Below are 22229 nucleotides of genomic sequence, written 5' to 3'. Positions count from 1 at the left end.
GGGAGCTCCGTGGGGGGCAGAAAAAAACGCCGATAAATGATTGTCGCATTGTGTCGGACAAAGTTTCCAGCGTTCAGCCCGAGGCGGCGTCAGCGCCTCCCCCCGGCCGGCATGCTACATGCCGCGACGCGGCCCGACGCCCCAGGGACGGAGCCAGGAGAGAGGACGGGAGGTCAGGAATGCCAAGGACGGTCACCGCCACGCGCTACGTGACGCCACTGCGGGAGGGCGGCTCGCTGCCGGCCATCATCGAGGCGGACGACGCGGGGCTCTACGTCGTGAAGTTCCGGGGCGCCGGACAGGGCGCCAAGGCGCTCGTCGCCGAGCTCATCGCCGGAGAGCTGGCTCGGGAGCTGGGCCTGCGGGTGCCAGAGCTCGTCCTGGTCGAGCTGGACCCGGCCCTGGGACGCAACGAGCCGGACTCTGAGATTCGCGAGCTGCTCAAGGCCAGCGCGGGCCTCAACCTGGCGCTGGACTACCTTCCGGCGTCGGTGACGTTCGACCCGGTGGCGGACCCCGCGCCCACCGCGGCGGAGGCGTCCGGCATCGTCGCCTTCGACGCGTACATCACCAACGTGGACCGGACCCCACGCAACCCCAACATGCTGACCTGGCACCGGAAGCTGTGGCTCATCGACCACGGGGCCTCGCTGTACTTCCACCATTCGTGGGACGACTGGGAGGCGCGCAGCCAGGGCCGCTTCGCGCCCATCAAGGACCACGTGCTGCTGCCGTGGGCCACGGCGCTGACGGAGGCCGGCAAGCACCTGGGCGAGCGCATCACCCGGGAGGTGGTGGAGCGCATTGTCGGGGCCATTCCGGAGGCGTGGCTCACGAGCACCGAGTCCCCCTTCCCCACCGCCGAGGCGCACCGCGCCGCCTACGCCACCTGGCTGCTGCGCCGGCTGGAAGCCGTGCCCGCGTTCATCGAGGAGGCGGACCGTGCCCGCGCCCAGCTCGTTTGATTACGCCATCATCCGCGTCGTCCCGCGCGTGGAGCGCGAGGAGTTCATCAACGCGGGCGTCGTCCTCTTCTGCGCCACCCAGCGCTTCCTGGGCGTGCGCGTGGAGCCGGACGAAGCGCGGTTGAAGGCGCTGTGGCCCGACGTGGACGTGGACGTGATTCGCGGCCACCTGGAGAGCTTCCGCCGCGTGTGCGAGGGCGGGAAGGGCTCGGGGCCCATTGGCCAGCTGTCCCAGAAGGAGCGCTGGCACTGGGTGGTGGCGCCGCGCAGCACCATCATCCAGACAGGGCCGGTGCACTCCGGCCTGTGCACCGAGCCCCAGGCGGCGCTGGAGCACCTGCTGGACACGGTGGTGCGAATGAAGCGCGCTACTCCGTCACCCGGCGGCCGGTGAAGCGGACGGCGGAGGCGCAGCCGGAGGCTAGCGTGGAGCCGTTGACGGGGTCCCGCTCGACGTGCTCGTTGCGGACCCAGACCGTGCCCTGGATGGCGTCATCCAGGTCCTTGTTGTGGATGGCGATGCGGAAGGCGTGCTCGTTGCCCAGGGCGGACAGCTTGTGCTCCTCATCCAGGCGCGTCTGGATGTGGATGAACTGGTAGCCGCCGTCCGCGCCCACCGAGCCCATGAGCACGTCCGGCTCGCCGTCGCCGTTGATGACGTAGGCGTTGTTCGGCGTCTGGAAGTCGATGTCGGGGACCTCGAGGAACATCGAGTCCATCTCCCCGCGGCGAATCGTCCAGCGCTGCTGCGCGTCCAGGCCGACCGCGGGGCCCTGGGCGGGTTCGACCAACTCGCTGCACTCCGTCGGCACCTGGGCAAGCGTCTCCGCGTCCAGCGTCACGTCGTAGGTGTACGTGTCGTCCTCGCCGCATCCCGTGAGCGCCATCACCACGGCGGCCATGGCGCCCCACTGGTCTCCACGCATCGGTCTCCGCTCCTTCCGTCACAGGGCTCGCGCCACGGCGACACGAGCGGAGCAGCCTACTCCTTCACCCGCTTGCCCGTGAAAGGGATGGTGATGGCGCACTGTGGGACACTCCATCGATTGAGGAGCCCCCGATCGAGCCTGTCCATGAATCGAAGCCACATGAATCCCTGAATGGTGTCATCCAGGGTCTTGGTCTCGACGACGATGGAGAACGCCTGAGTGGCGGGCGCCAGCCGCCCGAAGCCGACCTCCTTTAAATGCAGGAACTGGAATCCCCCGCCTGCCGCGGCGGACCCATCAAGGACGTCGGGAGTACCCTCCATCGAACCGATGGAATACTCCCCAATACCCGGCGCGGTGATTCCGACATGAGGAATCTCGAGCGACAGCGAGTCCATTTCCCCTCGCTGAAAACGCCACCGCTGTTGCGCCTCCAGTCCTTCAACAGTCCGCTCTTCCGGGACGGCCTTCCCGAAGCATTCAATCGGGACATTGCTCAGCGCCGCCGCATCCAGCGACACGTCATACACATACGTGTCGTCCTCGCCGCACCCGATGAGCCCCATCATGGATGCGATTGCCACACCCCACGTGTATCCCCGCATGAACAGCCCTCCTTCGGTTACACCGCTGATGACCCGTCACGGGCCGCCGGGCGCCCCCCCGCGAGCCCGGAACCCTCAGCAGAAAACCACAGGGTGGCTGGAACCCGGCTTCAGTCGTTGCTTGGTGAAGAGCATCTTGGCGCGGTGTCCTCGGCTCCCCGCACGAGCAGTACGGCCGGGCAGGCAGGCCCTAGGAGTGTCAGGTGCCTGACGCCATCCCAAGCCGGAGCGCCTGGCGGTTAGTAGTTTCCTCCCGAGGCCCACTGGAGGGGGCCAGCGCGCTGCCCATGAGCCCATCCCCGCTGCGAATCGTCACCTACAACGTCCGCTACTTCGGCCACATGCTCCGCGGCCTGGCGAGCACCGTGGGCCCCAAGCGGCGCGTCGCCGCGGCATTGGCGTCGCTGGACCCGCTGCCGGATGTCGTCTGCCTGCAAGAGGTGGAGACGTCCTCGCTGCGCAGCAACATCGCCGACCGGCCCAAGCAGCCGGGCGAGACGCAGCTCACCGCCTTCATGGGCCGGATGGTGGAGACGTTCGACAGGCTGGGCCGGGAGATGCCCTACGAGGCCTTCTACTTCCGCGCCCACCACTACAAGCTCCGCGAGGTGTCCCTCTACACCACCGGGCTGGCGGTGCTGGTGAACACGCGCAAGCTGGAGGTGGCCACGCACAACGTGGGCGCCCCCCAGGCCATCACCCACCACCACGTCCAACGGCTCAAGGACCGGAAGCAGAGCCGCATCTGCGCGCACATGCGCCTGCTGCGCCGCGAGGACAGGCACCCCTTCCACATCTTCAACACCCACCTCAGTCTTCCCACGCCCTTCGCCCGTGAGTTCTGGGCCACGCGAGACAAGATGGGCGGCGGCATCAACCAACTCCACGAGGCGCGCAAGCTGACGGAGTTCATGCAAGGGCTCACCGGCGACGAGCCCTACATCGTGTGCGGAGACTTCAACTCGCCGCCCGCGTCGCCCGTGTACCGCTACCTCACCACCGATGGCCGGCTCACCTGCGCGCAGGCCGCCGTGGGACAGATTGACCCGAACGTGTCGCGCGGCTTCCCCACCGCCGGCTTCATGCACATGCGGATGCACCTGGACCACGTGTTCTCCGGCGCGGGCGTGCGCTGGCTCGACACGCAGGAGACATCGCCTTTCGGGGACCTCCGCAGCCGCTTCCACGGGCTGTCCGACCACATGCCCATCGTCGCGCGCTTCGCCCTGGACAGCGGCAAGACGCTCATCACGCCTCCGCCGACGTCGCTGCTGCTGTAGCCACGCGGGCTCACGCCCCTCCGGACAACGCTCGCTCCACCTCTTCCCACGCGTCCAGAATCTCCCGCGTGCGCAGCTCGGCGAGCGCGTGGAACTCCGGCGCCAGGTGCGCCACCTTGTCCGGGTGGTACTGCACCACCAGCGCCCGGAAGGCCTTGCGCGCCTCATCCAGGGGCGTCCCGGGCGCGATGCCCAGCACCGTCCACGGGTCCTTCCTCGGCGGCGCGGGCGGCGGCACGCGCGTACCCCGGGGGGGCGTGGCCTCATCGTCCCAGCCGGCCCGCTCTCGCGTCCCCGTGGCGCGGGCGTGCGTGCCACCGCTCGCGGGCCGTGGGGGTGAGCGGGGCGCGGGCTCCGCGCGGCGACGTCCTGGCCGCTGGGCCGGGTCCGGCGGGGGCACGCGAGGGGTGAGCTTGCTCAGGGCTTCTTGCAGGAACCAGAGGTCCTCGAACGGCGTGCCCTGCTTGCGCACCACCGCCGCGGGCCGGCCGTCCCGCAGCAGCAGGTAGCCCGTGGACGCCGCGTAGGCGTCATCCCGGCTGCCGGGGTGGAGCCGGTCGCCCAGGTCCCCCAGCGGGTCTCTCCACATGCCATCCGTGGTGCCCTCGTCGGCCACCAGAACCTGCGACAGCACGTCGCCATGGAGCCGCTCCAGCGTGGCGAAGGGCTCGCGCGACTCCGGAGGACGCATGGCCGCGCCGTGCCGGACCCCTGTCACCAGCAACAACCCACGGGTCGAATCCACCCGGGCGAAGAGCTGCTCACGCACCTGTCTGTCGGAGAAGAAGAGAACCCACTGCACGGTGGTCAGAGACTACCCGGTCGACGCCGTTCCGCGTGTGTTCAGGTGCATGTCATGAACGCCCCAGTGGGGAGGGGCGCGACCCTGGCGTCATCTTCAGGACTTCGTCGATACACGACGCTCATCGGCCCCCAGGTGCACTCCTCCTCGACGGTGACGCGAGCTTGCGGAAGAGTCCCCGGTGCCCATGCGCTGCTGCCACCGTCACGCCTCCGAGTCCGTCCCCTCCGGCCCCCGCCCCTTCTCCCTTCCTGGCGCCACCGAGCACTACGCCGCCGAGCGGCCGGTCCGCGCCGAGCACGTCCGCATCGAGGTCGACCTCGATTTCGACACCCACCGCATCACCGGCCTGTGCACCACGCGCGTCTCCGCCGTCCGTCCAGTCCACACCCTCACCTTCGACGCGGTGGACCTCGACGTGTCCGACGTCCAGGTAGACGGCCGCGCCGCGCGCTTCTCCAACTCCGGCGCCCACGTCCGCGTGGAGCTGTCCGCGCCGCTCGCCGCCGGGCAGGCCTGTGAGGTGGCCATCCGCTACACGGCCCGGCCTCGCCGCGGCCTCTACTTCTGGGCGCCCGACGCCGCCTATCCGCACCGTCCCCGCCAGGCCTGGACGCAGGGCCAGGACATCGACGCGCGTGCCTGGTTCCCCTGCCTGGACACGCCCGCCCAGAAGGCCACGTCCGAGGTCATCGCCACCTTCCCCGAGGCGATGACGTCCCTGTCCAACGGCACACTGGAAAGCGACCGCGTCCACGACGGCCGCCGCACCCAGCACTACCGGATGGCGCAGCCGCACGCGCCGTACCTCGTCACGCTCGTGGTGGGTGAATTTGAAGAGGCCACCGACACGGCTGGCACGGTGCCCCTGCGCTACCTCTTCCCCAAGGGCCGCAAGGAGGACGCCCTGCGCTGCGTGCGCCGCACGCCGGAGATGGTGCGCGTCTTCCAGGAAGTCACCGGCGAGCCCTACCCCTGGAGCAGCTACGCCCAGGTCTTCGTCACCGAGTTCATCCTGGGCGGCATGGAGAACACCTCCGCCACCAGCCTCACCGACACCGTCCTCCACGACGCGCGCGCCCAACCGGACTACAACGCCGAGCCGCTCATCTCGCACGAACTGGCCCACCAGTGGTTCGGGGACTTGCTCACCTGCCGTGACTGGCCCCATGGCTGGCTCAACGAGGGCTTCGCCACCTGGCTCGAGATGCTCTGGAAGGAGCGCGCCGACGGGCAAGACGAGGCCGACCAGCACCGGCTCGTGGACCTGGAGGCCTACCTGAGCGAGGCGCGTGAGCGCTACGCCCGCCCCATTGTCGCGCGGCGCTTCCACGCGCCCATGGATGTCTTCGACCGGCACCTCTACGAGAAGGGCGGCCTGGTCCTCCACGAGCTGCGCCGCCGGCTGGGCGATGACCTGTTCTTCAAGGGCCTGCGCCACTACGTCGCGCGGCACCGCCACGGCTCAGTGGAAACGGTGGACCTGGCCCGCGCGTTCGAAGACGCCACGGGCCACAACCTGGACGCCTTCTTCGACCAGTACGTCTTCGCGCCCGGCCACCCCGAGCTGAAGGTCGATGTCCGCTACGACGCCGAGGAAGCGCGGCTGCGCCTCCAGGTGCGCCAGACGCAGTCCACGGCGGACGGCGTGCCCCTCTTCCGGCTGCCGCTGGATGTGGCGCTCACCGTGGACGGCCGCGACACCGTCCACCGGCTGGAGGTGGCGGACGCGGAGCACGCGTTCCACCTGCCCTGCCCCAGCGCGCCCTCGCAGGTGCGGGTGGACCCTCGGCGCGGGGTGCTCGGCACACTGACGGTGGACAAGTCCGCGGGCCTTTGGATGGAGGAACTGCGTGCCGCGCCGGAGATGCGCGCACGCACCGAAGCCGCCGTGGCCCTGGGTCGCGACGGCAGCCCCCGCGCGGTGGACGCGCTGGGCACGGCGCTGGCGGACGCGCGGCTGTTCTGGGGAACTCGCGCCGCGTGCGCAAAGTCCCTGGGCCGCATCCGTACCCCCGATTCCCGCGCGCGCCTCCTGGACACGCTGTCCACCGAGCATCCCCGCGTGCGCCGCGCCGTGGTGGCTTCGCTGGGCGAGTTCCGCCGCGACGCGGAGGTGACAGCCCGCCTGCGCGCCCTGGTGAACGGCGGTGACACCAGCTACTTCGTGGAGGCGGAGGCCGCCCGCAGCTATGGCCGCGTGCGCGCGCCGGACGCGTTGGGCGTCCTGGAGGCCGTGAGCACCCGGCCCTCGTACCAGGATGTCGTCGCCGTGGGCGCGGTGGATGGGCTCGCCGAGTCTCAAGACCCCGCCGCCTTCTCGGTGGTGCTGGCGCGCACCGCCTATGGCCACGCGGCCCCGCTGCGCCGCGCCGCCACGCTCGCGGTGGCGAAGCTGGCGGAGGTCGCGGGTCGCAAGCGCGAGGCCGTGGACCTGCTCGCGGAGCTGCTCCGCGACCCGCTCTTCCGCGTGCGCATGGGCGTCTTCGAGGCCGCGCGCACGCTGGGGGATTCACGCCTGGTGCCCGCGCTGGAGCAGACGCCACTGCTGGATGCCGTCGCCCGGCGCGCGGCGCGGGAGACGGTGCGCTTCCTGCGCGAAGGTGAACCGCAGGCCCGCGAGGTGGCATCGCTGCGCGAAGAGGTGGACCGCCTCAAGGAGGAGACACGGGCCTTGCGCGAGCGGTTGGAGGGGCTCTCGCTGAAGCCCCCCGAACCGCCGCGTCCATCGCGCGGGGGCGCGAAGCCGGCGCGAAAGCAGGTCACGGCGCGCACGAAGACAACCGCACGCAAGGCCGGTGGCCGGAAACGCAAGGCCACGCGCCGCTAGACAGGGGCCCGCCCGCTCGCCTGCACGTCGAACCTGGCGTCCGCACGCCGACCATTGATGTTGAAGGCGCGGGCTGTGCCTCCAATGCCTACTTGTATGGAAAGGGACACGCCCTCCGCATTTCGCGTCGAGGCGTTTCGAGCTCCCATGTCCCGGGACGCTGGCAACGACGACCAGCGGGTTTCCGAGGAGAGCATGGCCTCAGGCATCGACGAACTCAGCGCGTGGCTGGACGCCGCCGTGGACCCTTTCGTGGCCTGCGACGCCGGTGAGAACGTCTGCTTTCTCAACGCCGCCGCGGAGCGCCTGCTGGGATGGAGGCGAGAGGAGCTCATCGGCCAGCCGGCGTCCCGGCTCTTTCCCCAGCGGCTGCACCGCCACGAAGGCGAGAGCCTGCTGCGCCACCTGCTCTCCCGGCGGGCCGCGCTCGGAGGGCGAGCGACCCGGGTGCTCGCGCGTCGCAAGGACGGCGCGGAAATCATGGTGGAGCTGACGGTGGGCGCCTCCGGCAAAGGCCGGGATGAGCGCATCGTCCTCAACTTCCGCCGCCTGCACGAGGTCGTCGACACCCTGGCCGAGCCCGTGGAGCGCACGCTGCACGGACTCGAGTCGGAGAGCGTTCCTGGCGACGCGCTCTTCCGGACCGTCGTGGAGCACGCGCCCATGGGAATCATCTACTTCGACCGGAGCGCCATCGTCATCGCGTGCAACGAGCTGTTCGTGAGCATCATCGGCTCGCCCAAGCGCTTGTTGGTGGGCCTCAACCTCCTGTCGCTCCGGGATGAGGGCATCCTCCACTGCGTCCGGGAGACGCTGGCGGGACATACCTGCGACTACGAAGGCGAGTACCGCGCCATCACCTCTGGCAGGAAGACGCCGGTCCACGTGCGCTTCGCCCCCTGCTTCAACGCGGCCGGACAGGTGGAGGGCGGCATTGGCATCGTCGAGGACATCTCCGAGCGCCGCCGCGCGGAGCGCGAGCGCGAGCGCCTGTACCGTGAAGCCCAGGAGGCCATCCGCGTGCGCGACGACTTCCTGTCCATCGCCTCACACGAGCTGAAGACCCCCCTCACCCCGCTGAGCCTCCGGCTGGCCACGCTGGAGCGCCGGCTGGCGCGTGGCGAGCTCGTGGAGTCCTCCACCTTGCGTCAGGCGCGCCTGTACCTCTTGCGCATCACCAGCCTCATCAACGACTTGCTGGATTCCTCACGCATCGAGGCGGGACGACTGGCCCTTCACCGGGAGGCCACCCGGCTGGAAGGGCTGGTGGAGCACGTCCTCCACGAGCTCGAGCCCCAGCGCGGCAACCACACCGTGCGGTTCGACGCGCCCGAGCAGCCCGTGCAGGTGAACGTGGACCCCTTCCGGATGGAGCAGGTGCTCGCCAATCTGGTGGAGAACGCGTTCAAGTACAGCCCGAATGGAGGCACCGTGCGCGTGAGCTTGCGCCAGCGCGGCGGGCTGGCGCTCCTGTCGGTCTCCGACGAAGGCATCGGCATTCCTCCGGACCAGCAGAAGCTGCTCTTCGACCGGTACTTCCGGGCGCGCAACGCCTCCGCCCATTCCTTCGGTGGACTGGGGCTGGGGCTCTACATCAGCCGGGACATCGTCGAGCGCCACGGCGGGCGCATCTGGGTGGAGAGCGAGCCAGGCCATGGCTCCACCTTCCACGTCGCCCTGCCGTTGATGGCCGGCGCTCCCGCGCAGCCGAACGTCGAGGAACCCGGACAGCTCATCCACTGAAACTCCGCCACCCCGCATTCCGCAAAAATGACAGGGGTGGGTGTCTTCCATTGGCCAAGAGGCGGGGGGAAGCGCCTGGATTCGCACGCTTCCGACGCTGGCATGGCGGCTGCTCTATCGAAAGGCGGAGGATGCACTTCGAGGGAGGATGACCATGACGACCGACACGCCTGCTTGGACTCGTGACAATGAAGGCTGGCTCGTCCGCGTGAAGGTGGGCGGACGCATCCAGGAGGTGCGGTGCACCACGGAGAGTCAGGCCCGCTACTTCGCCACCGTGTTGGCGATGAACCCGCCCAAGCCGTCGAAGCTGCGCAACTAGGGTGGCTCAGGGGTTGAGGCGGACGATTTCGGCATTGAGCACGTTGGCGAAGCCCACCCAGCCCAGGTACGGCACCGCCATCCAGGCCGCGGGGCGGTCCACATCCTTGGTGACGGCGACATACGCCGTCACGCTGGCCAGCAGCGCCAGGTTGTCCGCCAGGGCGCGGCGCGGCTGGTGTCTGCCGAAGAAGAGCCAGGACCAGGCGGCGTTGCATCCCATCTGGATGCCCCACCAGGCCAGGGCCTGGGAGCGGGCCGCGCCCGCGGGCGCCGTCCATACACGCCAACCCGACAGGGCGATGAGGCCATACAGCACCGTCCATACCGGGCCGAAGACCATCGGTGGCGGCTGGAACGAGGGCTTGCGCAGACGCCGGTACCAGCGCGTGTCCGCCGAGCTGACGCGAGCGCCCAGCGCCGCCGCGCCAAACGTCAGGGCGCCGAAGACGCCCAGCGCCACCACGGACTCCTTGCGCAGCGTGGGGTTGAGCGCCGTGCGCCGCACCGGGTCAGGCACGTTTCGTGTCGTCGGCTCCAGCGTCCAGTCCATCCGCGTCCTCCCTTGGCGGAGCACCCGCCAGTGTCGGGTGGAAGGTGGTACCGGCGCCTCCCAGCCGCCACCCCGGCTGGCGCCGGTGTACAAGGCGGCTTCCCCTCGTTGACGATGAGGCGTCTCATGGCGAGCGCAGAGGAAATCCTGAGCTTCTGGTTCGGGCAGCCACGTGAGCGGTGGTTCCTGCGGGACGAAGCCTTCGATGATGAATGCCGGCGCCGCTTCCTGCCCGCCGTCGAGCGCGCCGCCGAGGGCGAGCTGGACGACTGGCGGGACGAGCCTCGCAGCTGCGTGGCCCTGCTCCTGCTGTTGGACCAGTTCCCGCGCAATCTCTTCCGCGGCACGCCCCAGGCCTTCGCCTCGGACGCGCGGGCGCGCGAGGTGGCCCGGCACGGATTGGCGCGAGGCCTGGACATGGCCCTGCCGCCGCTGTGGCGGTGGTTCATGTACCTGCCCTTCGAGCACAGCGAGTCCGTCAACGACCAGCGGCTGTCAGTGGCCCTCTTCGAGGTGCTCGCGCTGTATCACTCGGACAGCCGGGAAGCGCTCGACTATGCCCGGCAACACCGGGACGTCATCCAGCGCTTCGGCCGCTTCCCGCATCGCAACGTGACGCTGGGACGTCCGACGACTCCGGAGGAGTCCGTCTTCCTCCAGGAGCCGGGCTCGTCGTTCTGAGCGTCACACCCGCGGCTGCGTGCCCGCGCGCTCTTCGCGGGCAGGCGCCCCGCGCGCCTCCACGCTCACGCCCGCGGCCAGCCAGCCACGCACCCAGAGGAGGTGCTGCACCTCCGAATCCAGCGCGAGCTGGAAGCGGTCCGCCAGCGTGTCATGGCCCAGGTCGCGGGCCAGCTCGATGAGCATCTCCCAGCCGGCGTTGTCCGCCAGCTCCGCCACCAGCAGCGCTTCCAATGACTGGCGCAGGTTGGCTCGCGGGTCCGCGATGAGCAGCGGGAGCCCCTGGGACACCACCGCCGCGACGTCCGCGCTGGGCGTCATCGCCGTGGGGTCGGCGCCCAGTGACTTCAGGGCCTCGGTGAGCATGAGGAAGTGGGACAGCTCGTCGTTGTAGATTTTCTCCAGGCCCTCACGCGTGGGCCCACCTTCCCAACTGCCGTAGACGTCGAACTTGGCGAGCGCGCCCTCGTAGAGCCGGGTGCCGCTGCGCTCGAAGGCCAGCCGCTCTCCCAGCTTGTCGATGAAGACGGTGGGCTTGGAGCCCTTGAGCGCGTCCACCGCCGTCTTCGCCACGCCCTTGAGGCTGACCGGCGGCGGCACGCTGCCCAGGCCTTCGGATTCCCGCGCGTAGATTTGCCGGACCTGGAGGAGGAGCGAGCCGTCTCCCAGGTGGCTGGGCTGATGCTTCTCCGCTTCCTGGGTGATGTCCGCGCTGTCGATGGGCGAGGTGGCCACACCCGTCCGGTTGCGCCCCATGTCGCTGGTGGTCGTCTTCATGTCAGTGAACCTTCTTTCCCTCGAACGTGGAGCCCATGCGCGGCGTGCGCGCGGCGAGCTCCGTGCCCGGAATCCATTTGTAGCCAGCGGCCACTGTCTCGGACGGGGAGCCGTCGGAGTTGAGCTGGTCGCGCCAGATGTACGAGCGGTGGTCGCGCGGCAGGTCCGCCAGCCGCACGTAGTCCTGTCCGTTGGAGGCCATGTCCTCCTCTTGATTCAGTGTCTTGCGAACGAAGTCGCGGTGTTCCTTGAAGCCGATGGGCTCCGGCAGCGTGCTGGGGAGCACCTCCGCCGCGTCACGCTTCTCCACGTTCTGGAAGATTTCCTTCACGTAGTGGAGCTGTCCCAGCTCGTAGTCCAGGAAGCGCTGCCATATCTCCTTGATGCGCGAGTTCTTCTCGAAGGCCACGCACGAGTAGAAGTTGTAGACCTCGCAGGCCTCGTGCATCAGCCACTTCTCCAGCATGGACTCGTCCGGGTCCAGCAACGACTCGTACATGGAGGTGTGCTGCTCCTCGATGGAGGCGATCTCCGCGTAGAGCTGGCGGGCCACCGGGTCACTGAAGAACGGGCCGACCGTCATGTAGTAGTCGTGCGTCTGGTTCTCCGCCGCGGTGATGCTCATCGCGTGGAGCTTCGTCAGCGGGTGCGCCGTGCGCTTGTTGTAGGGACGGCGCAGGTCATCCAGCGGATGGCGATGCTCCACGGAGGTAGGCCGTCCAGGGATGATGTCCGTGTACGACTGGGTGATGTTGTTGGGGTCCTTCCCCTCCAGCCGGTCGTAGAGCGCGGAATAGCGATACAGGTGGTCGAAGTCCTCGAGCAGACCGAACCGGTACGTCTGGGCCAGGTAGGGGTCGGGCTCGCGCAGGGCCACGCTGGCCGTCACCTCGATGGCGACCTGTTCAAAGCCCAGGGTGGTCTCCAGCGGCGACTGGTCCGCGGGGTTGAGCCAGTTGATGAGCGTCTGTTCGTACTGCTCCACGCGGCGAATCAACGCCAGCGGCTCCCGCAGCTCGCGGTTCATGCGCGCGAAGGCATGCTTGGTCCGCAGTGCGTCCGCCATGATGCCGTTCATGTAGATGACGCACACGCGGGTGAAGGCGTCATCATCCAGCTTGCTGTAGGGGCGCCGCACCAGGTCCTTCCAGGTGAAGACCTGCTTGTCGAGCGGGACGCCTTTTTCTTGGAGGATATCCAGGGCCACGTCTGACTCCTTGAAAGCGAAAATCCGTGCCGAACTGAGTGCAAAGGTCCGGACGGCACCGACATGTGGCAAACGGTCCACGGGTTTCCGGAAGGGTGACGTCAGAGGCGCCAGCGGCCCGCCTGGGTGCCTGCTGGGGCCCCCTCTGAAATCTCGGGTTTCACCGTGAGTACACGGCCGAGACACCCCGCCATGCGAGGTGACTGCCCACGCCCCTGCCGCTGGGGTAGTGTCCACCCCAGCACGCTTCGCAAGAGGGGGACGTGGCAGGCGAGCGCTGGAAGACGGTCCGTTCTCGGTGGCAGAACCACTGGCGGCTGATGCTGGGCGTGGCGGTGCTGGCCACCACGCTGGCCGCCGTCTGCCTTCACTTCGACGCGAAGCTGGGCGGCCTGCTGGAGGAAGCGGAGCGCACTGCGTACGACACCGTCGTCACGCGCTTCACCGCGCGGCGCGAGGTGTCATCCCAGGTGGTGCTGGTCACCATCGACCAGCCAAGCCTGGAGCGCATCCGCGCCAACGAACAGTACGCGCTCAACTTCGGAAGCTGGCCCTACAGCCGCAACCTCTGGGCGCGCGTGGTGGAACAACTGGAAGCCGAGGGTGCTCGGGCCATCGTGTTCGACGCCGTCATGGACGAGCGCGGCACGGACGAGTCCATGGACCTGGCCTTCGCGCAGGTGCTCCAGGAGACGTCCATCCCCTTCTACCTGGGGGTCTCCACCCACGCGAACGCGCCGCTGCTGCCCCCCGCTGACTTCAGCGCGGCGGTGGTGGTGGACAGCCCCCCTCAGGAGGAGGACACCTTCCCGGAGGAAGCCGGCGCGGAGACGTTCGAGGACGGCGCCCTGGAGGTGGTCCTTCCCTCCGCTTCTCCCGAGCAGCTTGCCCGGGCCATCGCGTTTCCGGTGCGCGCGAATGGCCGGACGCTGCCCGCGCTGGATTACGCGACGTCCTCGGGGGAGCGGCTCCCCAGCCACCCGGTGCCGCCCATTCCCGTGCTGGTGGGCGCGGTGGATGGCTTCGGGCTGGTGGAGCCGGAGTCGGACGCCGACGGCTTCATGCGCCGCACGCGCTTCGTCTATTCGGATGGTCCCAATGCCTTCGCGACGCTGCCGGTGCGCGTGGCCGCGGGCCTGCTGGGCGCCAGCGCCATCGAGTTCTCCGGGCGCACGCTGCGCCTGGGCTCGCGCACCTACGCCGTGGATGCGGATGGCAGCGCTGGCATCGACTTCGGCGGGCAGTTGCATGACCGCTTCACCAGCGTTCCGCTCATCTCCGTGCTCGACGCGTGGGTGCACCGGGGCCAGGGCCAACCCACGGGGCTGCCGCCGGACGTCTTCCGCGGCAAGGTGGTCATCATTGGCGGCAACGCGGTGGGCCTCAACGACGTCAAGGCCACGTCCTTCTCGTCGCATGAGCCCGGCGTGGTGAAACAGGCGGCGGTGCTGGACACGCTCCTGGGCAACGGCCGCTTCATCACCCGCGCGCCGCTGGGGGTGAGTCTGGCGCTCGTCTTCGCGGTGGCCTTCGTGTCGGTGGTGCTGCTGATGACGACGCGCTGGACGCCGCTGGAGATTGCGTGGCCGCTGGGGCTCTACGCCGGCATGAGCTGGGTGACGGGCCCCGCCCTTGGACTGACGAACACCTACGTGCTCACCGCCCTGCCCGCGCTGGCGGGCGTGCTGGCCAGCGTCAGCGCGGTGGCCTTCAACCACCTGGTGGCCAACGAAGAGGCGGCCTTCATCCGGCAGGCCTTCAGCCGCTTCATGGAGCCCAAGCTGGTGGAGCAGATGATTGCCCAGCGCGAGCTGCCTCGGCTGGATGGGGAGAATGTCGAAATCACCGCCTTCTTCAGCGACATCCGAGGCTTCTCCACCTTCAGCGAGCGCTTCAAGGACGACCCGCGCAACCTGGTGCGCCTGCTCAATACGTATCTGACGCGGGTGAGCGCGGCGCTGTTGAAAGAAGGTGGGTGCCTGGACAAGTACATCGGTGACGCCGTGGTGTGTCTCTTCGGCGCGCCGATGCGACAGGCGGACCACGCGCTGCGCGGCTGCAAGGGCGCGCTCGCGGCGAAGGCGGCGGTGGACCGGCTGCGCGACGAGTTCCGCGCCCAGGGGCTGCCGGACATGTACACACGCATCGGCGTCAACACCGCGGTCAACTTCGTGGGCAACTTCGGCAGCGAGCAGCTCTTCAGCTACACCGCGATTGGCGACGGGATGAACCTGGCCGCGCGGCTGGAGGGCGCGAACAAAGCCTATGGCTCCGTCATCATGATTGGCCCGCGCACGTACGAGCTGGCGCGCGAGCACATCGAGGTGCGGGAGCTGGACCGGGTGCGCGTGGCGGGCAAGACGGAGGCCGTCACCGTGTACGAATTGCTCGCGCTCAAGGGCGGGCTGGACGCGCGCAAGCGGGAGACGGTGGAGCGATATCACGCGGCGCTGGCGCTCTACCGCGCGGCGCGGTTCGAGGAAGCAGCAGCGGTGCTGAATGCGCGCCGCGCGGAGGACCCGGAGGACGGGCCCACGCAGGCGTTGCTGGAGCGCTGTCAACGATATGTGAAGGCGCCGCCGCAGGACTTCGACGGCGTGGCGAACCTGGACAAGTGAGCGGTGAGGAAAGGAGTCGGGGAGACATGGGGATGAAGACGCGGGTGGCGTGGACCACCGCCCTGCTGGCGCTGGCGATTCCGGCGGCGGCGTCGGCCGTGAAGGTCGGCGAGCCGCTGTACGTGAAGGCGAAGAACACGCGCGTGCAGGCGAGCCCATCCGGCTCGGACAACGCCGTGGCGGTGCTCCAGCCCGGAGAGCGGGTGACGTGGGGCGGCGCGGATGCGAAGCACAAGCAGTGGCACCGGGTGACCACGGCCACCGGCAAGAAGGGTTTCGTGTTCCAGACGAACCTGTCCACCACGCCGCCCAACATGGAGCTGGTGACGCAGGGGAATGGCACCCAGCAGGTGGACCCGAAGAAGTTCGTCGCCAGTGGCGCCGCGGTGAAGGCGCTCAGCCCCGGCGCGGAGCAGTACGGCAAGGACAAGGGCGGCGACCACGGCAAGGCCGTGCGGGACATCCAGGCGCTGGAGACGCTGGCGAAGTCCGTGTCCACGGCGGACATCGCCGCGCACGTGACGGCGGCGGGGCTCTTCCCCGTGGTGGGCGCCAGCGACACGGTCGCGAAGGCCGGAACGAACAAGCGGAGCGGCAACCGATGATGCGAACGGGCTGGAAGGTGCTCGCGTTGGTGGGTCTGGGCGCGCTGTCGGCGTCCTGCAAGGGCTTCAATGCGTCCTCGCTCACCCGGGGTGAGAACCTCCTGGGGAAGCTGAGCGCCGCGTCCGCGGAAGCCAAGACGTGCAAGAAGCTGCGCGCCGCTCCCAGCGTGCAGGAGGAGTACGCCCTGGGCGGCGCGCTGGCCATCAACTTCGTGCGGCGAGGTGGCGGGCTGCTGCTGGACGGCCCGAACGACGCGCTCCACCGCTACGTCAACGTCGTGGGGAAGAACCTGGCGGCGCAATCCGCGCGGCCCACGCTCGAGTGGACCTTCGGCGTGCTCCAGGACACGTCCCAGTTCAACGCGATGTCCGCGCCCGGTGGCTACGTCTTCGTCACCCGGAAGCTGCTCCAGGGACTGGAGAACGAAGGACAGCTGGCCGGCGTGCTGGCGCACGAAATCGCCCACGTCACGCTCAAGCACGCCATCCACCAGTACGGCGACGCGAAGGTGAAGACGTGCGAGCTGGTCACCTACGGCGAGGCCGTGCTCTCCCCCACCGCGGTGAAGGTGCTCTCCGCGGGCCGCAATGGCGACGGGACGCTGGATTTGGACCAGGACCCGGGCCTGCTGGGCCACCTGAGCGAGAAGACCATCGACCTCATCGACAAGGGGAACGCCAAGGAGCAGGAGCTGGAGGCGGACCGGATCGCCGTCGAGCTGATGCTCTCCGCGGGCTACACGCCGGACGACTACCTCGCCCTGCTGGCCAAGACGAAGGACGGGGGCAGCACCTTCGCCAACCACCCGGGGAAGGACGAGCGCCGGCGCAACATCCTCGCGCACGTCCAGGCACTGAAACAGCCGGCTGGCGCCTTCAGTGGACTGGCCACCGAAGGGCTCCGCTCGCCGCCGCTCAGCCCCGCCTTCGCCGCCGTGCGCGGTGGAAACAACGCACGCGGCGTGGCGAAGGACGGGAAGTAGCCGGGCGACTTCAGCGCACCGTGGCCTGACTCAGGGCCCGGTGCACCGACTCCAGGGCCTTGCGCGCCTCGAGCAGTTCGGCGCGCTCGGCGGTGAGCGAGGCCACCTGCTGGGCCAGCACATCGCGCTCTCCCTGGAGCGCCTCCACCGCGCGCTGCAGCGACATGGACTCGTCCTTGGCGGACTCCAGCTCTCCGGCGAGCCGCTCCTCCTCGGCCAGGCTGTCCACCAGGGACTGCTTGCCGCGGGCGACCTCTTCTTCCAGGGCCTCGCGCTCCTTGGCAGCGGCCTGAAGCGCCTGCCGCGTCTCCTGGAGCGACAGCAGCGCCTCGTCGCGCTCGCCCTCCAGCGCGGACAGCTCGCGCTCCAGGTCGGCCAGCAGCTTCACCCGGCCCTCCATCTCCGAGGACAGGCGGCGCGCCTCGTCCATGCGCAGGCGGGCCTCTTCCGTGGCCTTCTCCGCCTGACGGCGCGACACCTCCAGGTCCTGCGTGAGGGAGAGGTTGAGCGCCTTCACCTTCACCAGCTCCGCCTGGAGGTGGGTGATGCGCTCCACGGCGCGCTGCCCCGCCTCCGCCACGGTGGCGGGCAGCGGCTCCGGGCGCGGATTCTCCCGCACCGCCTTGAGCCGGGCCTTCAGTCGCTCACGGCGGGCCGAGGAGTCCTGCCCGTCCTCGCGCGGCGGGGCCGGCCGCTGCACCTCCACCTCGGTGGGCGGCGCTTCGACACGGGCCACCGGCTCCGCGACGGTGGCGGTGACGTGCGGCATGGACACGGGAGCCGAGGCCTGCGTCATGGGGTGCGCCTCCGGAGGAGGACTGACGGCGTCGAAGTGCAGCGCCGGAGGCGGCGCGGCGAAGGTGACGGGCTCGGCGTGCGGCTCGGTGTCGAGCAACGCCTCCGCCTCCGGCGGCGCCCCGTACGTCACGGGCACGTCGGCGACCGCCTCGGGCTCCTGCGGGGGCTCCTCGTAGACGGGCGCGTCGTCCGGCTCGCGCAGGGCGGCGTCCATCGCCTCGGCGGCGCTGGGGCGCGGGCTGCGGGCGCGCTCGATGCGGGCGCGCACCTCGGCGGAGAGGTCGGGGGCCTCGGCGACGGGCTCGGGGGCCGCTTCGGCCTCGGGCTCGGGAGGCGTGGGCTCGACGGGGTCGACGAGGCCCGTCAGCGCGCCCAGGCGGAGGCGCGGCTTGGCGCGGGACACGTTCTGTTCAAAGGCTTTCTTCATGGTTCTCAGCCGGCCTGCTGGGTGCCCTTCGTCTGGGCGACGGCTGCCGCGGCCACCAGCCGGGGCAGGATGTTGTCAATCATGGCCTGGATGTCGTTGGCCCCCTTGGACGAGGGGTCCGCGACGAACACCGGCCGCCCCTCGCTGGAGGCCTGCGCGAACTTGGTGCACTGCCGGATGATGGTGGGCAGCAGGAACTCCGGATAGTGCGTCTGGAGCGCCTCCAGGGCCTCCTTCGCCAGCTTGAAGGTGGCGTTGAAGGAGTTGACCACGATGAAGACGTGGTCGAGCACGTGGTTCAGGTCCTCCTCCAGGCTCTGCACCGTTTCGAACAGCAGCTTGAGGCCGTGGAAGGACAGGAAGTCCGCGAGCACGGGGACGAACAAGTCGTTCGCCGCCATCAGCGCGTTGAGGTTGAGCAGGCCGAAGGACGGCGGCGCGTCGAAGACGACGACGTCGTACTGGGCCTCCACGTCCTTGAGGGCGTTGCGCAGCTTGAACTCGCGGCCGGCCATGGGCATCAGCGCGAGGTCCACCGTGGACATGGTCAGGTTGGACGGGACGAAGTCCAGGTTGGGCAGCGAGGACTTCTGGATGACCTTGGCCAGGGGCGTCTTGCGGACGAGGACGTCCAGGAGCGTCTTCTCGAAGTCCTCGCCCTCGTAGCCCAGGCACTTGGTGGCGTGGCCCTGGCTGTCGAGGTCGATGAGAAGCACCGCGTAGCCCAGCTCCGCCAGGCGCCAGGCGTAGGACGTGGACAGCGACGTCTTGCCGGTGCCGCCCTTGAAGTTCAGGAAGAGCTGGCGGCGGTGGCCCACCCGCGCCGGGAAACGGTCGAGCGTGGTGCGCAGCTCCCAGATGTCGTCCGGCGTGTAGGCGTCCTTCCGCGATTCCTCCGGAATCTGCTTCGGGGACACGCCGAGCATCTCGGCGACCTGCTTGGAGCTGTACGTCGGCGCTTCCATGGACGACCCTTCGAAAGACGTGCGGGACGGCTACCTTGCCTCAAGCGGCGAAGTATTTGTGCCCCCTTCGAATCACCGCTCCCCGTGCGGACAACAGAGTGAGCGCCTCCTGGGCGAGCTCCGAGGGCGCCGAGAGCGCGACCGCCAGCTCGACGAGCGAGCGGCCTCGGACGGCGACGCGGACCTCGGCCAGCATCTGCGTGCAGAGGACTTCCACCGGTGACGCACTGGGGCGCACGGGGGCCGCCGGACGGGACGGCTCCGCGGCGGCAGCGGGAACACGCGGCGCGGGGGCGGCCTGCCCGGGCACCGCGCCCATGGCCACCAGGGCCGCTTGGACGGGGGACAGGCGAGCGGCCGGCGCGCGCGGCGCCTGCGCGGGGCTGGATTGGCTTGGGGTGGCCTGCGGAGCTGGCGCGGGCGGACGCTGCACGGGAGCGGCGGCCTGTGGCGTCGGCGCGGACGGACGCTGCACGGGAGCAGCGGCCTGTTGCGCGGGCGGACGCGGTGCGGAGGCGGCGGTCTGCGGAACCGACGCGGGCGGGCGCTGCACCGGAGTGGCGGCCTGTGGCGTCGGCGCGGGCGGACGCTGCACCGGAGTGGCGGCCTGAGGAGTTGGCGCAGGCGGACGCTGCACGGGAGCCGCGGCCTGTGGCGTCGGCGCGGGCGTCGGCGCCACCGGCGGTCCCACGGGGCCTGCTCGCCCCTGCACAGGCCCCACCGGACCAGCGCCCTGCGCGAGGCCCACGGTGACGGCCTGCCGATTCGCAGCCCCCACGGCGACGACCGCGTGAGCGGGCTGCTCGACCGCCACCACCGGCGCCTGAACCACCGCGGCGACAGCCACTGCCGGCGCGACCGCCTGCACCGAAGCCACCACCGGACGAGGCTGCTCCAGCCGCGCCCGCACGGGCTTCACGGGCAACGTCGCCAGTCGGCGAATCTCCCGGCGGCGGTGCGTCTCGTCCAGGTCCACCACCGCCGACACGTCCTGCCCCAGGATGCGCGACAGACTCTGCGCGGCGGCCTTGCGAACGCGCTGCTCACGGTCACCCAAGGCGCCCAGCAGCAGCGTGCGCGCGTTCTCCCCAGCGCCGGCGCCGAGCGCCAGCGCGGCCAGCGCGCGCGCCTCCGGATCCGCGTCGTGGATGGCTTCCTCGCCCAGCCGCCGCGCCGTCTCCCCTTCCAGGCCCAGCGCCAGCAGCGACGCGCGGCGGCGCACCGAGCGGTCCGGGTCCTTCATCGCCTGCGCCAGATGCGGCGCCGCGTCCTTCGGCGCCAGCGTCAGGAGCGCCTTGAGCGCCGCGATGCGCACCTCCGGCACCGGCGACGCGAGCAGCGGCGACACCACCGACGCGCCCTCTTCCTGGCACAGCGACGCGAACGCCTGGAGCAGCGCCACCTGCGCCGTCGGATCCGTCTCCGCATGCAGCGCCGACGCCAGCGCGGGCGCGGCGGCTGGCTGTGACAGCGCCTTCAGGCGCTCCGCGGCACGCACCCGGGCCGCGCCATCCTGCGCGGACAGCTCGCGGATGGAGAACCCGAACAACGTCTCATCCGTCGGCCCGCCGAAACCCGCGTGCGTGGACAGCTCCGCGTGCTGCGCCGCGCTCACGCCCAACCGGCCCGCCTGCAGGAAGCGCTGCGCCTCACGCGCCACCGGAGACAGGCCGTCGTCCTCGACGACAGCGGCCACGGGCGGCTCGCTCACCGGCGCCGGCGTCACGGGAACACTGGCCGCCGTCTCACGCAGCGGCGCCGGCGAGCGCCGCGTGGGGACCACCAGCCCGCGGGCCACCGGCCCCGCCTCACCGCGCAGCAGCACCTCGCTGCGAAGCTGGGAGATGAACGACGCCAGGTCGAGCCCCAGGTCGTCGTCCTCGTCGTCGCGCTCCTGGGCGGTGGCGCGGATGCGCCCCACGTCCAGCAGCTTGTCCATCATCTGGTTCCGCTCGCCGCGCAGGGCCTGGTTGAGCCGGGCCAGCTCCTCGCGTTCAGCCTGGAGCCGACCCACGCGGACCTCCAGCTCCGCGACCTCACGGCGCAGGCCCAGCTCGCGCTGGTGCGTCTCCGCGACCTCGCGCTTGAGGTGCTCCATCTCATCGCGCGTCGAAGCCAGCTCGCTGTGGAGCTGTTGGGCACGCGCCTCGAAGTAGACGATCTTTTCGAGTGCGCTCTTGAGCAGCGCGTCCGGACGCTCGTCGCTCACGACCTCAACAGCCTCCCCGCGAGGCGCGCGGCGCGGCCTGCGGATCCGAGTCACCGGGGGTTTGCACCGGATTCCCGGTACCTACCGGGGGGCCCACCCTACGTCAGACGTCCTCACTTCGTAAACCACGGAAACACCAGGGCTTTTTTCAGCGCGTCCCGGGCAGTCATTGACAACGCCGCGCAGGCCGAATTTTCGGCTTCCGCGCGCACGAGCGGGCCGCGCGAGACACATCCGTCTCAAGGGGTTGAAGCGCTCGATTCCGGACGCTCCAGCAGGCCCTCCCGGAAGCCCCGGAATGTCAGACCCCACTCGTAATCTGTGTTCCACGAGGCAGCCAACGGCCGTCACTTCTCCCCGGAGCCTCTCCGCCTGGATGCGGGGGGACGAAGCCCTCTTTTCGACAGGTTTTCCGCACGCCATGGAACAACGACTGGCAACCCTCATTGGAAACGCGGTCCGCGCGGCGCGACAGCGGCTGGAGCTGACCCAGGCCGACGTGGCCGAGCGCGTTGGCATCGCCACCGAGGTGTATGGCCGCCTGGAGCGCGGCCACATGCTCCCCAGCGTCCGCACGTTGCGCAAGCTGTGCCTGGTGCTCAACTGCTCGTCGGACGTGCTCTTGGGAATGGCGGGCGTGGAAGGCGCGCCCACGCTGGCGGAGGACCCGCCGGAATACCGTGAGCGCCCGGAAGTCCGCCGGCTGCTGCGCACGGTGCGCAAGCTGGACGCACCGCGTCTTCGCCTGTTGGGGCAGGTGGCGAACGCGCTCGAGACGTAGCGATACAGCGGAGACCCGGCCGGGGCGGTGAAGACCCTGGCTGGGACCTGAAGGGTGGTGAGGGGCCGGACGGATTGCGCCCTGGCGCAAGCGCTTGGCGCGTGGAGTGAAGCAGCCGCTGCTGGGGGGGCGTACTGAATGCTTCATGAC

20 protein-coding genes are annotated in these 22229 nt (G+C 69.9%); 11 read left to right on the top strand and 9 right to left on the bottom strand.

What is annotated here, in order from left to right; genetic code table 11:
- Window positions 1-179: 179 nt before the first annotated feature.
- A complete protein-coding gene (locus FMP39_RS19060) occupies window positions 180-965 on the top strand; it encodes a HipA family kinase (protein ID WP_140873153.1) in 786 nt (261 codons plus the stop codon).
- The gene (locus FMP39_RS19055) at window positions 943-1359 is read left to right on the top strand and encodes a DUF3037 domain-containing protein (protein WP_141591764.1); all 417 of its coding nucleotides are present in this window, start codon (window positions 943-945) and stop codon (window positions 1357-1359) included. The genes FMP39_RS19060 and FMP39_RS19055 overlap by 23 nt, the downstream gene beginning before the upstream one ends.
- On the opposite strand, the gene FMP39_RS19050 is transcribed toward FMP39_RS19055, so the two are convergent.
- Together FMP39_RS19050 and FMP39_RS19045 are read right to left on the bottom strand one after the other, a co-directional pair.
- Window positions 1334-1891 (bottom strand): hypothetical protein, encoded by a 558-nt coding sequence (locus FMP39_RS19050; RefSeq protein ID WP_141591763.1) that lies wholly within the window; start codon window positions 1889-1891, stop codon window positions 1334-1336. The two genes, FMP39_RS19055 and FMP39_RS19050, sit on opposite strands and share 26 nt — an antisense overlap.
- Window positions 1892-1947: 56 nt before the next feature.
- Window positions 1948-2499, bottom strand: coding sequence for a hypothetical protein (locus FMP39_RS19045; RefSeq protein WP_141591762.1), 552 nt, complete (start codon window positions 2497-2499; stop codon window positions 1948-1950).
- 287 nt (window positions 2500-2786) lie between these two features.
- On the opposite strand from FMP39_RS19045, the gene FMP39_RS19040 reads away from it, so the two are divergent.
- Window positions 2787-3779, top strand: a complete 993-nt coding sequence (locus FMP39_RS19040; protein ID WP_141591761.1) for an endonuclease/exonuclease/phosphatase family protein — start codon at window positions 2787-2789, stop codon at window positions 3777-3779.
- A 10-nt stretch (window positions 3780-3789) separates the two neighbouring features.
- Here FMP39_RS19040 and FMP39_RS19035 read toward each other — a convergent pair whose 3' ends face one another.
- Complete coding sequence (locus FMP39_RS19035) at window positions 3790-4581, bottom strand: J domain-containing protein (RefSeq protein ID WP_141591760.1); 792 nt, start codon at window positions 4579-4581, stop codon at window positions 3790-3792.
- A 187-nt stretch (window positions 4582-4768) separates the two neighbouring features.
- On the opposite strand from FMP39_RS19035, the gene FMP39_RS19030 reads away from it, so the two are divergent.
- The 3 genes from FMP39_RS19030 (at window position 4769) to FMP39_RS37475 (ending at window position 9476) form a co-directional block, all read left to right on the top strand.
- Window positions 4769-7411: a M1 family aminopeptidase gene (locus FMP39_RS19030; RefSeq protein WP_194858464.1), complete on the top strand. Its 2643-nt coding sequence runs from the start codon at window positions 4769-4771 to the stop codon at window positions 7409-7411.
- A 147-nt stretch (window positions 7412-7558) separates the two neighbouring features.
- On the top strand, window positions 7559-9154 hold the full coding sequence (locus FMP39_RS19025; protein WP_141591758.1) for an ATP-binding protein: 1596 nt from the start codon (window positions 7559-7561) through the stop codon (window positions 9152-9154).
- A gap of 154 nt (window positions 9155-9308) precedes the next feature.
- Window positions 9309-9476 carry a hypothetical protein gene (locus tag FMP39_RS37475; RefSeq protein ID WP_162295036.1) on the top strand — a complete coding sequence of 56 codons (168 nt, stop codon included), beginning with the start codon at window positions 9309-9311 and terminating at the stop codon, window positions 9474-9476.
- A 6-nt stretch (window positions 9477-9482) separates the two neighbouring features.
- Here FMP39_RS37475 and FMP39_RS19020 read toward each other — a convergent pair whose 3' ends face one another.
- Complete coding sequence (locus tag FMP39_RS19020; protein ID WP_141591757.1) at window positions 9483-10052, bottom strand: TspO/MBR family protein; 570 nt, start codon at window positions 10050-10052, stop codon at window positions 9483-9485.
- 102 nt (window positions 10053-10154) lie between these two features.
- Between FMP39_RS19020 and FMP39_RS19015 the strand changes: the two genes are divergently transcribed.
- On the top strand, window positions 10155-10709 hold the full coding sequence (locus FMP39_RS19015; protein ID WP_141591756.1) for a DUF924 family protein: 555 nt from the start codon (window positions 10155-10157) through the stop codon (window positions 10707-10709).
- A gap of 3 nt (window positions 10710-10712) precedes the next feature.
- Here the strand turns inward: FMP39_RS19015 and FMP39_RS19010 are convergent, their stop codons facing one another.
- Both FMP39_RS19010 and FMP39_RS19005 read right to left on the bottom strand, forming a co-directional pair.
- Window positions 10713-11486, bottom strand: coding sequence for a ferritin-like domain-containing protein (locus FMP39_RS19010; protein WP_141591755.1), 774 nt, complete (start codon window positions 11484-11486; stop codon window positions 10713-10715).
- A gap of 1 nt (window position 11487) precedes the next feature.
- Entirely contained in the window at window positions 11488-12693 is a 1206-nt protein-coding gene (locus FMP39_RS19005; RefSeq protein ID WP_141591754.1) for a hypothetical protein, read from the bottom strand.
- Between the two features lie 263 nt (window positions 12694-12956).
- On the opposite strand from FMP39_RS19005, the gene FMP39_RS19000 reads away from it, so the two are divergent.
- The 3 genes from FMP39_RS19000 to FMP39_RS18990 are packed head-to-tail and all read left to right on the top strand — an operon-like array spanning window position 12957 to window position 16899.
- Window positions 12957-15311 (top strand): CHASE2 domain-containing protein, encoded by a 2355-nt coding sequence (locus tag FMP39_RS19000; protein ID WP_141591753.1) that lies wholly within the window; start codon window positions 12957-12959, stop codon window positions 15309-15311.
- A gap of 26 nt (window positions 15312-15337) precedes the next feature.
- Entirely contained in the window at window positions 15338-15916 is a 579-nt protein-coding gene (locus FMP39_RS18995) for an SH3 domain-containing protein (protein WP_194858463.1), read from the top strand.
- Window positions 15913-16899 (top strand): M48 family metalloprotease, encoded by a 987-nt coding sequence (locus FMP39_RS18990; protein WP_141591751.1) that lies wholly within the window; start codon window positions 15913-15915, stop codon window positions 16897-16899. Before FMP39_RS18995 ends, FMP39_RS18990 begins: the two co-directional genes overlap by 4 nt.
- Window positions 16900-16909: 10 nt before the next feature.
- Here FMP39_RS18990 and FMP39_RS18985 read toward each other — a convergent pair whose 3' ends face one another.
- Genes FMP39_RS18985 through FMP39_RS18975 form a run of 3 tightly spaced genes read right to left on the bottom strand, consistent with a single transcriptional unit; the run spans window position 16910 to window position 21298 of the window.
- Window positions 16910-18124 (bottom strand): extensin-like protein, encoded by a 1215-nt coding sequence (locus FMP39_RS18985; RefSeq protein WP_141591750.1) that lies wholly within the window; start codon window positions 18122-18124, stop codon window positions 16910-16912.
- A gap of 5 nt (window positions 18125-18129) precedes the next feature.
- Window positions 18130-19089 (bottom strand): ParA family protein, encoded by a 960-nt coding sequence (locus FMP39_RS18980; RefSeq protein WP_090486128.1) that lies wholly within the window; start codon window positions 19087-19089, stop codon window positions 18130-18132.
- A 40-nt stretch (window positions 19090-19129) separates the two neighbouring features.
- Complete coding sequence (locus FMP39_RS18975; RefSeq protein ID WP_228558115.1) at window positions 19130-21298, bottom strand: HEAT repeat domain-containing protein; 2169 nt, start codon at window positions 21296-21298, stop codon at window positions 19130-19132.
- 421 nt (window positions 21299-21719) lie between these two features.
- Here FMP39_RS18975 and FMP39_RS18970 point away from each other — a divergent pair, with 421 nt between their 5' ends.
- Window positions 21720-22079: a helix-turn-helix transcriptional regulator gene (locus FMP39_RS18970; protein WP_026114223.1), complete on the top strand. Its 360-nt coding sequence runs from the start codon at window positions 21720-21722 to the stop codon at window positions 22077-22079.
- The last annotated feature ends 150 nt before the right edge of the window (window positions 22080-22229 follow it).

Origin of the sequence: Myxococcus sp. AB056, from assembly GCF_006547365.1 — a bacterium.
In the GTDB taxonomy this organism is placed as follows: domain Bacteria; phylum Myxococcota; class Myxococcia; order Myxococcales; family Myxococcaceae; genus Myxococcus; species Myxococcus virescens.
This window is presented reverse-complemented; position numbering and strand designations above follow the sequence as displayed.

Excerpts from the sequence above, each read along its gene's own strand:
- FMP39_RS18995 (WP_194858463.1), top strand. The coding sequence starts at position 15,338 with ATGGGGATGAAGACGCGGGTGGCGTGGACCACCGCCCTGCTGGCGCTG.
- FMP39_RS19050 (WP_141591763.1), bottom strand. The coding sequence starts at position 1,891 with ATGCGTGGAGACCAGTGGGGCGCCATGGCCGCCGTGGTGATGGCGCTC.
- FMP39_RS19040 (WP_141591761.1), top strand. The coding sequence starts at position 2,787 with ATGAGCCCATCCCCGCTGCGAATCGTCACCTACAACGTCCGCTACTTC.
- FMP39_RS19030 (WP_194858464.1), top strand. The coding sequence starts at position 4,769 with ATGCGCTGCTGCCACCGTCACGCCTCCGAGTCCGTCCCCTCCGGCCCC.
- FMP39_RS19015 (WP_141591756.1), top strand. The coding sequence starts at position 10,155 with ATGGCGAGCGCAGAGGAAATCCTGAGCTTCTGGTTCGGGCAGCCACGT.
- FMP39_RS19045 (WP_141591762.1), bottom strand. The coding sequence starts at position 2,499 with ATGCGGGGATACACGTGGGGTGTGGCAATCGCATCCATGATGGGGCTC.
- FMP39_RS19060 (WP_140873153.1), top strand. The coding sequence starts at position 180 with ATGCCAAGGACGGTCACCGCCACGCGCTACGTGACGCCACTGCGGGAG.
- FMP39_RS19010 (WP_141591755.1), bottom strand. The coding sequence starts at position 11,486 with ATGAAGACGACCACCAGCGACATGGGGCGCAACCGGACGGGTGTGGCC.
- FMP39_RS19025 (WP_141591758.1), top strand. The coding sequence starts at position 7,559 with ATGTCCCGGGACGCTGGCAACGACGACCAGCGGGTTTCCGAGGAGAGC.
- FMP39_RS18980 (WP_090486128.1), bottom strand. The coding sequence starts at position 19,089 with ATGGAAGCGCCGACGTACAGCTCCAAGCAGGTCGCCGAGATGCTCGGC.
- FMP39_RS18990 (WP_141591751.1), top strand. The coding sequence starts at position 15,913 with ATGATGCGAACGGGCTGGAAGGTGCTCGCGTTGGTGGGTCTGGGCGCG.
- FMP39_RS18985 (WP_141591750.1), bottom strand. The coding sequence starts at position 18,124 with ATGAAGAAAGCCTTTGAACAGAACGTGTCCCGCGCCAAGCCGCGCCTC.
- FMP39_RS18970 (WP_026114223.1), top strand. The coding sequence starts at position 21,720 with ATGGAACAACGACTGGCAACCCTCATTGGAAACGCGGTCCGCGCGGCG.
- FMP39_RS37475 (WP_162295036.1), top strand. The coding sequence starts at position 9,309 with ATGACGACCGACACGCCTGCTTGGACTCGTGACAATGAAGGCTGGCTC.